Raw genomic sequence first — 14,980 nt, 5'->3', positions numbered from 1 at the left:
GGCCTGCCGCCAGCGTTCAATCTGAGCCATGATCAAACTCTTCAGTTTAAAAGTTTAATCGACCCATTGAATTTCATGACTTAAGCTTTATTTTGTTAAGCACTTCGTTCAATCAGTCAGGTGTACCATCTAAGGTACTTGTCGCATCCGAAGATGCTTTTCTCTGCCTGAATCCGGTAAGTGCCCACACAGTTTGCTTGGCTTGATATATTGTTAAAGAACGTTTCGCTTCGTTGAGCGAGGCCGCGTATTCTACATGGCCCTTGTTTTCTGTCAAGCCTTTCGGCGTAATTTTTTCTGACTGAAAACTTCTGCTTTTGGCGGCTTCGTTGCCTGCCTCAAGCGTGGAGCGCATTTTAGAGATTTAAGTGCGCACGTCAAGCGCCTTTTTGAAGTTTTTGCGTGTTTTTTTGCTGACTGCTGGTTTGTTGTGCAGATCGCTGTATTTTTAGCTCAACTCGCGCGTTATAAGGGTTTCTGCTAGGCTAAGAAGTATCAATTTCGATCAAAAAGCTAACAATTTAAGGAGTAGGTCCCATGAATGGTGATATTCGTAGTTATCAGGGCATCGAGCCGACCATTGGGGAACATGTCTATATTGATCGCAGTGCGGTTATCGTCGGCGACGTCACGCTGGGTGAAAACAGCAGTGTATGGCCACTCGTTTCCGCGCGGGGGGACGTCAATTACATAAGTATTGGCGCACGTACCAATATCCAAGACAATTGTGTGCTACATGTCAGCCGCAAAAGCAGTGGTAATCCAGACGGTCATCCTTTAGTTATTGGGGACGATGTCACCGTGGGTCATCATGTGATGCTGCATGGCTGTACGATTGGTTCCCGTATCCTTATTGGTATGTCAGCGGTGATCATGGACGGTGTGGTGGTAGAAGATGACGTTATTATTGGGGCAGGGAGTTTAGTGCCGCCAGGTAAAACGCTACGCAGCGGCTATCTCTATGTAGGCAGCCCAGTGCAAGAAGCACGTCCGCTTACCGATGAAGAAAGGGCGTTTTTACCTGCGTCTGCTGCCAACTATGTAAAACTTAAAGATGAGTATGCTTTAAACGTACATTCCGTTTAGTGAAAGTCACGCGAACGCTTCCCTTCCATCTCGAGTTGCGCCAGCAATGGCGCGCCATCTTCTAAGCGCCCGGCAATAACGTGAATGACCTCGCCATGTATTTCGACAGTCCCCACAACTTTTAATAACCTTGCAGTAAGGTATTCCTGGCGCTGGGCGCGGGCCGTTGCTTGCCATATCACCACGTTCACCATACCCGTTTCATCTTCTAAAGTAATAAAGGTCACACCACCCGCCGTGCCTGGTCGCTGTCGACACGTAACCAATCCCGCCACTTGTACGATTTGTTGATGGCGGCAACCTGCCAGCTCAGCAGCTGTGCGCACACCAGCTAACAACCGACGTTCACGCAGTAATGCGAGAGGGTGGCGACGAATAGAGGTGCCCAACACCCGATAATCTGCCGCTAAACTCTTCACTTCGGTAGGTGGCGTTAGCTCTAAGACATGTCTATCTTGGCAAGCACTCGTTTCGCCATCAACAAACAAAGGTAACTGTTCAACTTTCTCGGCAAGCGTCTGCCACTGACTTTGATAACGGTGTCCAGTTATTTTCTTCAATGCATCGGCGGCAGCAAATCGTTGTAATAATGCAGGACTTGCGCCAGCGCGGCGTAAGGCACTTAATGAAGCAAAGCCTGCTGCAGGGCGGAGCGCCAACACAGCTTGCACTTGTGTTTCGTTCAACCCGCGAACTAAACAAAAACCTAGCCGTAAAGCCATACCATTTTGCATTGGCACCAGTTGATGGTGCCAAGTACTGGTTTGAATATCGACCGGCAAAATGGTGACATCATGACGGCGCGCATCTTGGATCAGCTGATCCGCCGAATAAAACCCCATCGGCAAACTGTTCAAAAGACCACAATAGAACGCTGCAGGGTAATGGTACTTAAACCACGCCGATGCATAAGCTAAGTTAGCAAAACTCGCCGAATGTGACTCTGGAAAGCCGTACTCGCCAAAACCACAAATTTGCTGGTAAATGCGCTGGGCAAAATCAAGTCGATAGCCACGTTCCTGCATACCCGCAATCAAACGTTGTTCGAATTGCTGTAGCTCGCCGGTACTACGCCAGTTGGCCATAGCACGGCGTAATTGATCTGCCTCGCCACCACTAAACCCAGCTGCCACCATAGCCAGCTTGATCACTTGCTCCTGGAAAATCGGTACGCCCAAAGTGCGCTCGGTCACTTGCCGTACCTCTTCACTCGGATAGGTCACCGCTTCTTCGCCCGCACGGCGCCGTAAATAAGGATGGACCATGTCACCTTGAATTGGCCCTGGCCGCACAATGGCGATTTGCACTACCAAGTCATAAAAGGTAGCTGGGCGCAGCCGTGGCAACATATTCATTTGTGCGCGTGACTCGATCTGGAATACGCCTATGGAGTCGGCGCATTGCAACATCTGGTAAACCTTAGGGTCTTCGGTAGGAATACTGGCTAAATCCAGCGGCCGTTGATAGTGCTCGGCAACCAATTGCAACATGCGTCGCAAGGCCGACAACATGCCCAAAGCTAGAACATCAACCTTGATCAACTTTAGTGTTTCTAAGTCGTCTTTGTCCCATTGAATCACAGTACGATCAGCCATACTGGCACGCTCAATAGGCACTAAATCGGCTAATGGGCCAGCAGCAATGACAAAGCCGCCCACATGCTGTGATAAGTGCCGCGGAAAGCCTCGTAGCTGTTCGGTAAGTTGCAATAACCAACGTCCGCGCTCGGTATGCGGTAAACCTTTTTGTAGCAATGCCAATTGCTCATACCAAGGAGTGTCTTGGTCGCGACGATCTATTTGTCGCAAGTAGTGCCCGAGTTCTTGCTCATTAAAACCAAGCGCCTTACCGACATCCCGAAAGGCACTGCGTAACCGGTAGCGAATCACCGTAGCCGCCAACGCTGCACGATCACGACCGTACTTCTTATAGATGTATTGAATGACTTCTTCGCGGCGCTGATGCTCAAAGTCGACATCAATGTCGGGGGGTTCATCACGCTCTTTCGAAATAAAGCGTTCAAACAAGACATCGACTTGGTCAGGATTAACCGCTGTGATTTGCAGGCAGTAACAAACAACAGAGTTGGCGGCAGAACCACGGCCTTGATACAGAATCCCACGCTGCTGAGCAAACTGCACAATGTCATGAATCGTTAAAAAGAAATACTCGTACTTTAATTCGGCAATAAGACTCAGTTCTTTCTCTAGCTTTGCCTGTACGTCGCTTCGCAAACCATCTGGAAAGCGCTGTTTGGCGCCTGCATAGACAAGCTGACGCAGGTGCTCTGTGGCGCTCATGCCCTCGAGGACGAGTTCGGCAGGGTACTCGTAGCTAAGCTCACTCAATTGAAAATCACAACGCACCACAATCGTATCGGTAGCATATAACCACGACTCTGGATAACAACGTTTTAGCTGTGCCGCCGAACGTAAATAATGCTCAGCATTCGGGCGTAAGTTGGCACGACCCTCAGACAACGTTTGCCGATAACGAATCGCCGTCATCACATCATGCAATTTCTGCCGCTCAGGTTCAGGGTAAAGCACTTCGTCAACGGCAACGACTGGGAGCTGACTGATGCGTTGGTAATGCTGATATGTGCGTACTTCACTTACATCCGTGGCCTGATAGTGCCGTGCATAGGCCAACCATAAGCGCTCCGAAAAAGCCGTACGTAGCTTACTCAAGTGTTCGCTAAAGCGCTGTTCTTGAGGACGCCAAAGCAGCAAACAGTCGTCGAGTCCCTGTAAAAAATCACTGATCTCAACCTGATAACTACCTTTGGCGCAGCGGCTACGGCCTAAGGTTATTAAGCGGCAAAGTTGACCGTACCCTTGGCGATTTTGCGCTAACACGATGAGTGTGCCGACGTCAGCCACGACAAAGAAACTGCCAATTAAGAGCTTAAGTTGGTGAGCTAGACCTTTCATCGCGATGAAGGCTCGCACGACACCTGCCACTGAACACTCGTCAGTAATCGCTAACGCTCGGTAGTCAAGCTGCACTGCACGTTGAATATACTCATGCGGATGTGCCGCACCATACAAGAAACTGTAGTTGGTGACACAATTAAGAGCGCTCGGGCGCCACTGTTCGCCGCTGTTAGCTATACCAACCATGCAAATACCACTGTTCGCTGCTTTCGTTGCTCTGGTAGCTTACGCAAGTGCGGTAGATCCAACCTTGTCGTTGCCACCTATCCAGCGCAATAAAGTAATCGCGCACCATACTTTGCCCATCCCACCAACCGCTTTGAATGCGTTCTGGGCCCCACTGCAATTGCCAGTCACTAACGTTGATCGGCTCGGCTTCAGGCAATAACCACAGCGGCCGCGGCAAATGCGCGGATATTGCCGTTTTCATTTGCGCTGCGGCACTCGTTTGCCATTGCTGCGCCAGCTCTGGTCGCCAGTCCTGCACCCATTGTGCTTGTTGCACGGCTTGCTCACCTAAACGCGCTTGCAGCTTACCCAATAACGCTTGCAACTGCCGTTGCTCGTTACGCTGCGTATGGGCATCTTGCTGGGCAGGCAAGCAACTGCCGTGCTGAACTTCCCGGGCACTAAAGTCTTCCGCACGTAAGCTTAATTCCAAAGCGGGAGTCTTTAACTGCTGCCGTTCTAACTGGAGCTGCACCAATTGCAACATGTCGCGCTGCCGCCATAGAGGCAGGGCAAACGCCACTCGCACAAAGGTCTGTCGTTTATCACGGTGGTGTGCAATCAGCGCCAACTCTGTCACGCTCAGTTGCCGTACTTGTAAAAACGCCTCTAATTGTTGCAATAGCCGCCGTAACGGAAACAAAAGCTGTTGCCAACTAGCGACTTCGGTCAATAAATCGAGACACTCACGGAAGCGTAATGGCGGGTGATACCATTGCTGCGGTGGTAACAATTCACCTTTTAATTGCGCCATATAACTGAGCATATTGCGGCCAAAGCGCGCACCTAATTCAGCAACAGGAAGGTGTAACAACGCTCCAAGTCGCTCAATACCGACCTCTTGTAACTGTTGTTGTTGCTGCGCTGGCAATAAGCTTTGCGCTATGGACACTTGCCCAAGCTCATGCTGTAAAACCGCCTTATCGGCGCTCAGTATGTTTTTACCTGATTGTGCCAATAACTGCGCAACCAAGGGGCTGTAACCCGCCGCTACAACATACTCCACAGCAATACAATGCAAGCGCCGTTGTAGTTGCCGCTGTACCCCAACATAACCTCCGTACATACGTTGTAGATCATGCACGGCCAGCAATAAGCCATGCGGTGGGTACAGCGCAATCTGTGCAATATCTTGATGTAGCCACTGCGCCAACCGTCTAAGCACTTGTACTTCACGATCTTCGTCGTAATCACGTTGCTGTAAATCAGGCAACAAAGTACTTGCTGTCACCTCAGCCATACCCACACGTACACCTCCTGCGACTGCTGCACGATTCACTTGCACCACCTGGCGTCGACGCTGACCATCACTAGTACAGAGTACCTGTGGCCGCTGTTGCTGCTCCTGACTCTGCAAACTCAATTGCTCATCAAGCAACAACTGCGGTACATGCAAGAACCACCAAAGTTTGGCTTGTCTCATGCTGATAGCCGTCGCCGCTCCGGCAAGTGGCGCTCTACACTGCAAGGAAAAGCGGGCAAAGGCCAACCGGCACGCCGCTTGAGTACCGCAACCTGAAGTTGTTCAGCCGCCCAACTGAGTTGTATGCGATTCACATAAGCACGGGCTTCGGTGGTTTGTTGCCATGGCGTGATGACAAAAGCGAGTTGCTGGTGCTTAGCGGCGCTTTGCTGCAAACGTCGTACAGCGCTGGCATCGACCGTGTTAAACCACGCCACCACCACGCCTAACGCTTCGCTCTGCAATGCTTGCTCAAATGCCCACAAAGCTTGCTTTTGTTCACTTTCGTGGAGCCATAATGGTGCTTGCTTAAGTTGCTGATAACGCAAACCAGGCCAATAAGGCTGACAAGGCGGATTCAACCATAGGCAAGGCTTGTTTTGCGCGAGCAACACCGGCAACAACAAAGCCAGCTCGCCCTGAAAGTCACGCTGCACCTGTACTTCATGAACTGCCCCACGCAGCCAACCACCACCCAGCCGCCGATCGAGCTCTGCCCAACCACTACTGACTAACTGCTCTGGCGCTAACTGTTCAGCGGCTTCACGTCCCTGCCAGACCCATCCTTTGTGCACTAAATCTTGTAAAGGGTGTGCCATAACAACCTCGCAACTACTGTATAGATATACAGTATAACTGTAGCTGTTTTCTTCGCCACTGGCAAGTGCATAGATGGCTCTTTCAGACCGAATTAAAGTTGAGCTTTACCCCGCAATTTCCGTATGATGAGATGATACTTGGCTGGTCGGGATCTCTTATGCTTACGCTATTATTAGCGCCTTTTCGCGTCATCATTAACTTCACTTTTGGTGCGCTTGCCACTGCGATTATCGGCCTTTTAGTGATCTTGGTCGGATTACCTAAGCTGCTGCTCCCCATTCCAGTCATTCAGCGCGGTTTATCGACCTTTGCCAATGGCCTCTTTCGCCTATGGGGTTACGCTATGTCAATGATGTTCCGCCTCACCCAACCGATGCACTGGCATATTCAGGGTGATGCGCAGTTACATCGCGACCGTTGGTACATGATTTTATGCAATCACTTAAGTTGGGTAGATATTTTGGTACTCATGCACTTAGCATCGCGCAATATGCCGATGCCACGGTTTTTCTTAAAACAGCAATTGTTTTGGGTACCGATTATTGGACTTGGCTGCTGGACGCTCGATATGCCGTTCATGAAGCGTTATAGCCGCGAAAAAATTGCTCGCAAGCCGCATTTGAAAGGGCGTGACATTGCCACGACGCAAAAGAAGTGTGCTAAGTTCCGGCATATTCCCACCACCGTGATTAATTTTTGTGAGGGCACGCGCTTCACACCTGAAAAGCATAAGCGCAAAAAAAGCACGTTCAAGCATCTATTACCACCGAAAGCAGGTGGCACAGCATTTACTCTACAAACCATGGGCGAGCAATTCGATGCAATCTTGGACATCACCATTGTCTATCCGTCGAGCAAACGTCCAGCCGTGTGGTTGTTGCTTAGCGGCCAGCTACGCGATATTTATGTGAATGTCGAAACCATTCCAATGCAGCCAGAACTTATTGGTGATTACTTTAACGATGGGGACTTTAAAGACACTTTCCAGCGCTGGTTAAACCAACGCTGGAAGCATAAAGATGAGGTAATTGAGGAGCTTACTTCTCGAGCAGATAACCCGCCGCAGCAATAAAGTCGTCGGCAAAATTCTGGCTTTCGCTGAAACCTTGCGGAATCAACTTATACTTGCCGTTGACGATAAAGGTTGGTGTTGAGTTCACACCGTAGTTGGACGCTTCACGATCCATCTTGTTCGCCATACCGCGTACACCAAAGCTATTAATCATCTTGTTGAAGTCGGCTTTCTCAACACCGTTGGTGGCAAAAATAGCTTCAAAGTCTTCTTTGCTGCCAATCATATTGCCTTGCGCAAAGTTACGCTGAAAGATCGCTGCCGAAATTTCTTTCTCTTTATCGAGTCGCTGCGCTAACGCCCACGCTTGGTTCATCATCATCCCTTGACCTTTATAGTTGATGAACGATACATGCGACTTTTCAAACGCTTGGGGGTACTTCTCTGCCATAGCTTGAGCGATCGGCTCAAAGCGATAGCAAGCGCCACAGAAAAACGAGAAATATTCAGTAATGATTGGCTCTTCAGTACCCTGTTCAGCGATCACTTCGTAGTGTACGCCTTCTTCAAATTGCTGCGCAGCGGCAGGGAACAGCATCAAGGCCAAAACGGCAAACAACAACTTCTTCATTTGGTTATTTCCTGTAGTTACTAATAGTTACTTAACTTAAAAATTAAAATTCGGGCGCAATTCCAACGGCGCTTCTTGCAACGCAGCATACTGTTCTTTGAGTGCCAACACTTGTTGTTCCCAGTAGCGTTGCTCAGCAAACCACGGAAATGCGCGTTGAAACGCTGCGTCTTCCCAGCGCCGCGCCAGCCACGCCATGTAGTGTATGATGCGAAAACCGCGTAAGGGTTCAATCAATTGCGTTTCACGCTCATCAAAATCACAAAATTCTTCGTAGCCGCTCACCAACGCATCAAGCTGTTGCCAGCGTTGCTGACGATCATCACCCGCTAACATCATCCAAAGATCTTGGACCGCAGGGCCCGTCATGGCGTCATCAAAATCAACAAAGGTCAGCAAGTCATCACGCAACAGCATATTGCCAATATGGCAGTCGCCATGCAAACGTTGTTGATCAAAACCGCTGAAATCGGTCTCAAGCAATAAGTCGCTCAACGGTTCAGCAATGGCCCAGAATGCGCTCTGCAGATTGTCGGGGATAAGCGGGGTCTGTCGCAACGTGACCAACGAGGCACTGACATGATCTTCAGCAGTCAGGCGCTTTCGATGTTTAAATTCACCTTGCCGCGCCACCGCATGTAAACGGCCAATTTGCCGACCAATACGCTCAAGCTGGTCGACATCGCCTGGCTCAACAGCACGCCCACCAACGCTAGGGAAAACGCTAAAGCGGTAGCCTTCAAAGCTATGCAAGGTGGCACCATCAAGCACTAAAGGCGCCACCGCAGGCACGTCCTCGGCAAGGAGCTCTGCGGTAAAGGCATGTTCTTCGAGAATCTGCTCATTGCTCCAGCGTGCTGGCCGATAAAACTTGGCCACATAACGCTTTTGGTCGTCCGCAATGAATTGGTAAACCCGGTTCTCGTAGCTATTCAGTGCCAGCAGACCCGACGTAGGATCAACACCCACACTGGCAAGGGCATTGGCGATAAGGTCCGGTGTCAAACCTGAAAAGCTAAAATCACTGCCAGCATCCATGCGCTGGTCGTCCTCACGATTACTCATAAAGGAAGCTCGTTTCGTGTTGCTCGGTGACTTCACCATCAGTACTGGTCACCACAAAGCGAATATCGTGAACGCGTTGAGTCACATCGTCTGGATGCACCGCCAACGTGACCGGCACTGTAGCGATACTGCCGCCATCAATGGTGACTGTGGTGTTGCCGCTTAGCTGGGTGCGTTCGAAGCCTGCAACGTCGATGGTAAACGTCTGTGGTAGCTGCGACTTGTTCAGTACTTTCAGCGTGTAAACGTTCTGCACCCAACCTTCCATGCTGATGCTATAAAGCTGGTTACGATCACGCAAGACATCGACTTCGAGAGGTTTGCGGGTTGAAATATCCCAAATCAACAAGCCCGTCATGGCAACCATCACCACAAAGTAACCCACCGCTTTGAAACGTGTTTTGCGCGTGCGGCCACCTTTCAGATTGCGTTCAGTTGTAAAACGAATCAGCCCACGCGGGTAATTCATTTTATCCATCACGTCGTTACAGGCGTCCACACAAGCTCCGCAGTTGATGCACTCGTATTGCAAACCATTGCGGATATCGATACCTGTCGGACAAACCTGCACGCACATGTAGCAATCAATGCAGTCGCCTAGCCCCTGCTCTTTGTGGTCGGCTTTACGCGAACGCGGCCCGCGCGGTTCACCACGATTCGGGTCATACGAAACAGTCACCGTGTCTTGATCGAACATCGCCGATTGGAAGCGTGCGTAAGGGCACATGTGGGTACACATAATTTCGCGCATCCAGCCCGCGTTACCGTAAGTACAAAACGTGAAGAACAAGACCGAAAAAATCGCCCAGAAGCCGACGTTAAACGTCCAAAAATTCACGAATAGGTTGCTAACATCGGTGAAATAACCGACAAACGTCATTGAAGTCAACAAAGCCACCAAGAGCCATGCTGCATGCTTACCGGTTTTACGCCACAGCTTGTCAACATCCCAAGGTCGACGATCTAATGCGATTTGCTTGTTGCGTGGACCTTCAAATTTCTTTTCAATCCACATGAAAATAAACGTCCACGTGGTCTGCGGGCACATAAAGCCACACCAAACACGGCCGTATAAAGTCGTAACAAAGAAAAGGGCGAACGCAGCAACAATAGAAATCCATGCGAGAATAGTGAGGTCTTGCGGCCACAGCGTCATGCCGAAAATACGGAAGCGTTGGTTGGCAATGTCGAGGAGTACCGCTTGATCGCCATTCCACTGGAGCCAAGGAATAGCAGCAAACACAAACAACAGTAAAAAGCCAAAGGTGCGACGGAAGTATTCGAGCTTACCTTTCACGTCGCGCACATAAATCCGGCTGCGCGGCGAGTAGTCGTTGTTTTTCTTGTTCGGATCGGGGCGTTGGATCTTCACTTTATCCGCCGCCATGACTTTGACTTTCTGCTCCATAACCGTACACCGCCCTCAGCTATTTCCACAAGATATAAGGGGATTATACGCTTATTTATTGACAAATATCAGTGCGTCAGATCAATCAAAACGTCCAATTTGCTTGCCAAAAAGGAAATTCCTTTGCAGGCAAGATAGGGGATCTCCCCTATAGAGACAGGCCACAATCGCAGCAATGATAACGGTGTACAAAAATCCAGCAGAACAGGACAACGTTATCATGAAGAAATTTACCCTATCGACGATCGCAGCGTTAACCCTTGCCGCTGCTCCCGGTCAAGCAATGGCCGAAGCGGTTATCGGCGAACAGCTGCAAGCGAAGTTACCCAGCTTATCAGTGACTGACACCGTAATGGCCGTCGTCACATATAACCAAATGGAGCCCGTCACGGAGTCTCAGATTCAGCAACTGCTCAATTTGGGACTCACCGACGGCGTGCAATTCTCAACACTGCCTATTATTGGTGTGGTCGCAACGCGTCAACAAATTGAAGCCTTAGCGCAACAGGATGATGTGCGGTCAATTTGGCTCAACCGCGAGCTCGAATACTTTAATGCCGACGCACGCAAAATTACCGGTGTTGAGCAATTGCAAAGCACTGAATTCATGCAGCGCAATAACACGACGTTTACCGGTAAAGGCGTGACCATCATGGTCAATGACTCGGGCATCGACGCCAGTCATCAAGACTTGTTTTACGGCGACACTGTTGTACAAAACGTGCAAGCAGTAACCCATGCGCAGGCGATTAGCTTGGTGGCACCAACCGGTGGCTTTGTGCTGGAAGACCAAATTAATACTGACCTCAATGTCGGCCATGGTACACACTGTGCCGGTACTATTGCCGGTTCAGGTGTGATGTCTGATGGTAAATACATGGGGGCCGCCCCCGATGCTGAGCTGGTCGGTTATGGCTCTGGTGCAGGTGTATCGATTCTCGATGCCGTCGGTGGTTATGATTATGCGCTGAGTAATGTGTATGCCTTTAACTCACCGATGCGCATCATGAGTAACTCGTGGGGCTCAAGCGGTAAATTTAGCCCTGACAGCCCGGTCAGCATCGCTTCTTACAAAGCCTACAAGCTAGGTATTTTATCGGTATTTGCGGCGGGTAATTCAGGTCCGGGTGAAGACAGCCATAACCCGTACGCACAAATTCCTTGGGGCCTCTCGGTCGGCGCCGGTGACAAGTTTGGTAACCTAGCTGGCTTTTCGTCACGTGGATTAAAAAGCGAGTCGGGTACATTTACCATGCCTGACGGCAGTGAGTGGACCTACAACAATGAAGTTACTATTGTGGCACCGGGCGTCGATATTATTTCAACGCGCGCCAGCACTAACTTGGTGTCCAACGGTGGTGACGCTGACTTAGACGCCATCGAAACCGAATACGTGCCGTTCTACACCATGATTTCCGGCACCTCAATGGCAACGCCTCATGTGGCTGGCATTATTGCGTTGATGATGGAGGCCAACCCAACGTTATCGCTGTTAGAGATCAAGCGACTTCTACAAGAAACCGCAACCAACATGCCTGGTTACGAAAAATGGGAAGTTGGCGCCGGCTATGTCAATGCGAAAGCCGCAGTCTCTGCAGCACTCAACTATGACATGGACTACGCCCAAACCGTAAATAACTTAAACAGTTTCAATGCTAATGCCCTGATCACGCCAAGTGACCGCGTGGAAAACTTTGAAGTACTGTATGCGCCAGTCGGCGAACCCGAAACCTTCAGCTTTGAAGTGGGTGAAGATGTCGCTTGGGTGAAAGCCAGTGCCGAAACCTTAGCCAACACCACGAAACTAGTGTTAGTTGCCCCAGATGGCACCGAGTACTTCGGTAACCTAACCTTGCCAGTGCTCGAAACCGGCATGCGTGTTTCTGCTCCGGGACAGGTTGGTACATGGCAGGTTTATGTTTACGGCCTAACTTCGCTGTCAGGTGTTGACCCGGATCCGTTAGATGTCACCAATGGTCCAGGCATTCCAGAAGTCATTGCTGGTACCGTCAGCTTCGAACTAAGTGGCGGCTATGACGGGGTCGATGACATTGAAGGTCATCCGCAGCAAAACGCTATTGAATTCGCCGTTTCTGAGCGCTTGATGGACGGTTTCCGAAATGGCAAGTTCCGTCCTGATCAAGATCTGAAGCGTAAAGACCTTGCGCAATATCTCGTCATGGGTGGCGCCATTCGTCAGTACCGCGACTTATTGAATGAGTCACAGCCCCTGATTCAAGATGTCAACGCTACGTCTATCGCTTATGCCGAGGCGGTTTCTGTGAACGGTGCTGCGCTGAAAGATAGCGATCAGGTACAAGCTCCTGTCATGCTCACACAAAACGGTAGCTTCGACCCTAACGGCAGCGTGAATAAGCTCGATTTGGCCTATTCGCTGGTGCAAACCTTAGGCTTGCAAGCAGAAGCAGAAGCTTTTGCCAGCAACGCGGATATTGTCTTCGACTATCAAGGACAAACTCTAGTGTTAGCTGATCAACACCTGATTCCAGCGCATCTGAAAGGCTACGTGCAAACAGCTCTGAACTACTCATTGCTCAACGTGAACTTTACCGTGAATCAAGGCCCCTTCGACCTTGAGCCACAACTCGAAGTGCGTTTCGCACCAAGCACTACTCTCAGTCGCGCAGGTTTCGCGGTAACAATGGGACGGTTGTATAGCAACTACTACGGAATGTAGTCGAGGACAAGGAGTCCACCCTTTGAGGGGCTCATCTGAGCCCCTTCTCTTTTGCCAAAAGTAATGACTTTTTCGCCAGAAGAGAGTAAGTTTAAAGGGCAAATGTAACAAAATGTAACTCATACGAGGGTATTTGTATGTTACCTACTAGCTCCATCAAAACAGTCTTTGGCGTGGTTGCGGCGCTATTTTTCGCATGTTCCTCGATGACTAGCCGCGCGGAAGTGTTGGACTTAACGATTCAACCACAGAGCAATAAAGTAGAGACCTCGGTTCAGCTCACCGAGCTTATCGGCTTTGATCTCACCATCACATTTGAGAACGCCGTCGGCCTCACAGCGCAGAACTTCACGGTGAATGCGCAGCTGATCGACCTCAACGATCTTACCATCCTGAATCGCTTACCGGACTCGTTGCTGACAGGAATTCCATCGGCTTTTCCCGTACTGATTTCGATTGAACCAGATCCAGCGAAAGGCTTTTCATTTAGCGGTGCATATGAAATTGAGCTGTACACCAAATCGCTCCATTACACCGCAGGCTCACCGTTACGGATGTTTCATTCACACAACAATGGTGAGTTTGAGGACATCACTACGATGACAGGTTCAGGCAGTTACCGCGTGAGAACGAATGGCGGTCAATTTTCAGATTTCATCATCGTCGCCGACCTACGTGATATCAATACCGTCATTTCTACCAAGGTCAATCGATTAGCTGACTACGTTGACTCCGTATCGCACTCGCTTACAGCGATAGCAAGTCAAACTTTGAGTGATGCTATTGCCAGCATCGAAGTCGCCCTTGCAAGTGGTAATTATCAACAAGCACAACAGGCGACCAATGCTCTTATCCAGTTAATGCGCGCAGACGACGGTACACTTTATCCTGATGTTTGGCGTTCAGCTGGCGACCTAGAGAATATCCGCGGTCGTATTCTTAGTATGGCGAATACGCTGCGCTATAGTTTGAGAATTAGGTAGCGCCAATGCCTGCACTCTTTGATTGCGTCTACCAAAACCGTTTTGCGCCTCGAATTTCCTTATTCGAGGCCAAATCTTACGTTGTTGGCCGTGATCCGGAGTGCGACATCGTTATCGAACACCCGACAGTATCCAGACGCCACTGTGTCATGACTTTTCATGATGGCCAGTGGCGCATTCAAGATTTACAGAGCACCAATGGCTTAAACTTCCTCGGCAAGCGCCATAGCAAACTTGCCTTGGAACAACGTTTAGTTTTTCAATTGGGGTCTGTGACCTGTGTGCTGCAAGCAAAAAACGCACAGGAGCTGACAGTAAACCTTAACCGCAGAATCTGGGGCCAACAGCAGCTCCGCGCCTTCAATACCCGTTGGCGAAACCAGCATGACGTCGCCGCCTTGTTGCCCGCCTTGCAGTTTAACTTGGCACAAATTCTTGGCAGCGACCGCTGTGCGGTACTTTTATTTAACGCTACCCACGAAGCCACCTTAGCTAGCGACTTTCCCGGCTGGATGAAAACCAGTGACTTTGACGGAACGACAACATTGATCAATGCCGCAGTGAAAAATAGGCGCCCCTACGTTGTCAACAATGCACTTTTACATGAGCAGCTCAAACACCGCGCAAGTGTGCAAAAAGCGCAGATTAAGGCAGCTTTTGCGTACCCCATTGAGGTGGAAGGTAAAGTCATTGCGGTGATTTATGCTGACAGCCTTGAAGATCAGCATTATTTTACCGATCACGATATTGATTTAATTGATAATTTTTCATCTATGCTGGCGTTTCAACTACAGCTCAAAAGCCTTGATCAGCAATTAGATGTATTGGCCGCTGCGGCAACATCACTGGCCGTCTAAACTATAATTCATTC

The 14,980-nt window shown here is 49.9% G+C and carries 11 protein-coding genes; 5 read left to right on the top strand and 6 right to left on the bottom strand.

Features of this window, described 5'->3' with window-relative positions:
* Positions 1–537: 537 nt before the first annotated feature.
* A complete protein-coding gene (locus tag CWI70_RS09110; RefSeq protein WP_126772566.1) occupies positions 538–1,086 on the top strand; it encodes a gamma carbonic anhydrase family protein in 549 nt (182 codons plus the stop codon).
* Here CWI70_RS09110 and CWI70_RS09105 read toward each other — a convergent pair.
* From CWI70_RS09105 to CWI70_RS09095, 3 genes are read right to left on the bottom strand one after another with little or no spacing between them, the layout of a single operon-like run.
* Positions 1,083–4,208: an error-prone DNA polymerase gene (locus tag CWI70_RS09105; RefSeq protein ID WP_126772563.1), complete on the bottom strand. Its 3,126-nt coding sequence runs from the start codon at positions 4,206–4,208 to the stop codon at positions 1,083–1,085. The two genes, CWI70_RS09110 and CWI70_RS09105, sit on opposite strands and share 4 nt — an antisense overlap.
* Complete coding sequence (locus tag CWI70_RS09100; protein WP_126772561.1) at positions 4,192–5,673, bottom strand: Y-family DNA polymerase; 1,482 nt, start codon at positions 5,671–5,673, stop codon at positions 4,192–4,194. The genes CWI70_RS09105 and CWI70_RS09100 overlap by 17 nt, the downstream gene beginning before the upstream one ends.
* On the bottom strand, positions 5,670–6,311 hold the full coding sequence (locus tag CWI70_RS09095) for a hypothetical protein (protein WP_126772558.1): 642 nt from the start codon (positions 6,309–6,311) through the stop codon (positions 5,670–5,672). The genes CWI70_RS09100 and CWI70_RS09095 overlap by 4 nt, the downstream gene beginning before the upstream one ends.
* A gap of 158 nt (positions 6,312–6,469) precedes the next feature.
* On the opposite strand from CWI70_RS09095, the gene CWI70_RS09090 reads away from it, so the two are divergent.
* Complete coding sequence (locus tag CWI70_RS09090) at positions 6,470–7,384, top strand: acyltransferase (RefSeq protein ID WP_126772555.1); 915 nt, start codon at positions 6,470–6,472, stop codon at positions 7,382–7,384.
* Here CWI70_RS09090 and CWI70_RS09085 read toward each other — a convergent pair.
* The 3 genes from CWI70_RS09085 to ccoG are packed head-to-tail and all read right to left on the bottom strand — an operon-like array spanning position 7,350 to position 10,428.
* Positions 7,350–7,955: a thiol:disulfide interchange protein DsbA/DsbL gene (locus CWI70_RS09085; RefSeq protein ID WP_126772552.1), complete on the bottom strand. Its 606-nt coding sequence runs from the start codon at positions 7,953–7,955 to the stop codon at positions 7,350–7,352. The two genes, CWI70_RS09090 and CWI70_RS09085, sit on opposite strands and share 35 nt — an antisense overlap.
* 36 nt (positions 7,956–7,991) lie before the next feature.
* Complete coding sequence (locus CWI70_RS09080) at positions 7,992–9,020, bottom strand: serine/threonine protein kinase (protein ID WP_241967852.1); 1,029 nt, start codon at positions 9,018–9,020, stop codon at positions 7,992–7,994.
* The gene (gene ccoG, locus CWI70_RS09075) at positions 9,013–10,428 is read right to left on the bottom strand and encodes a cytochrome c oxidase accessory protein CcoG (RefSeq protein WP_126772549.1); all 1,416 of its coding nucleotides are present in this window, start codon (positions 10,426–10,428) and stop codon (positions 9,013–9,015) included. The genes CWI70_RS09080 and ccoG overlap by 8 nt, the downstream gene beginning before the upstream one ends.
* 220 nt (positions 10,429–10,648) lie before the next feature.
* Between ccoG and CWI70_RS09070 the strand changes: the two genes are divergently transcribed.
* The 3 genes from CWI70_RS09070 (at position 10,649) to CWI70_RS09060 (ending at position 14,966) form a co-directional block, all read left to right on the top strand.
* Positions 10,649–13,126: a S8 family peptidase gene (locus CWI70_RS09070; RefSeq protein ID WP_126772547.1), complete on the top strand. Its 2,478-nt coding sequence runs from the start codon at positions 10,649–10,651 to the stop codon at positions 13,124–13,126.
* Between the two features lie 137 nt (positions 13,127–13,263).
* Positions 13,264–14,109, top strand: a complete 846-nt coding sequence (locus CWI70_RS09065) for a DUF6689 family protein (protein WP_126772544.1) — start codon at positions 13,264–13,266, stop codon at positions 14,107–14,109.
* Positions 14,110–14,114: 5 nt separating this feature from the next.
* Positions 14,115–14,966, top strand: a complete 852-nt coding sequence (locus CWI70_RS09060) for an FHA domain-containing protein (protein ID WP_126772541.1) — start codon at positions 14,115–14,117, stop codon at positions 14,964–14,966.
* Positions 14,967–14,980: the final 14 nt, after the last annotated feature.

This window comes from Pseudidiomarina homiensis, assembly GCF_003987225.1.
GTDB classification, from domain to species: Bacteria; Pseudomonadota; Gammaproteobacteria; order Enterobacterales; family Alteromonadaceae; genus Pseudidiomarina; species Pseudidiomarina homiensis.
This window is presented reverse-complemented; position numbering and strand designations above follow the sequence as displayed.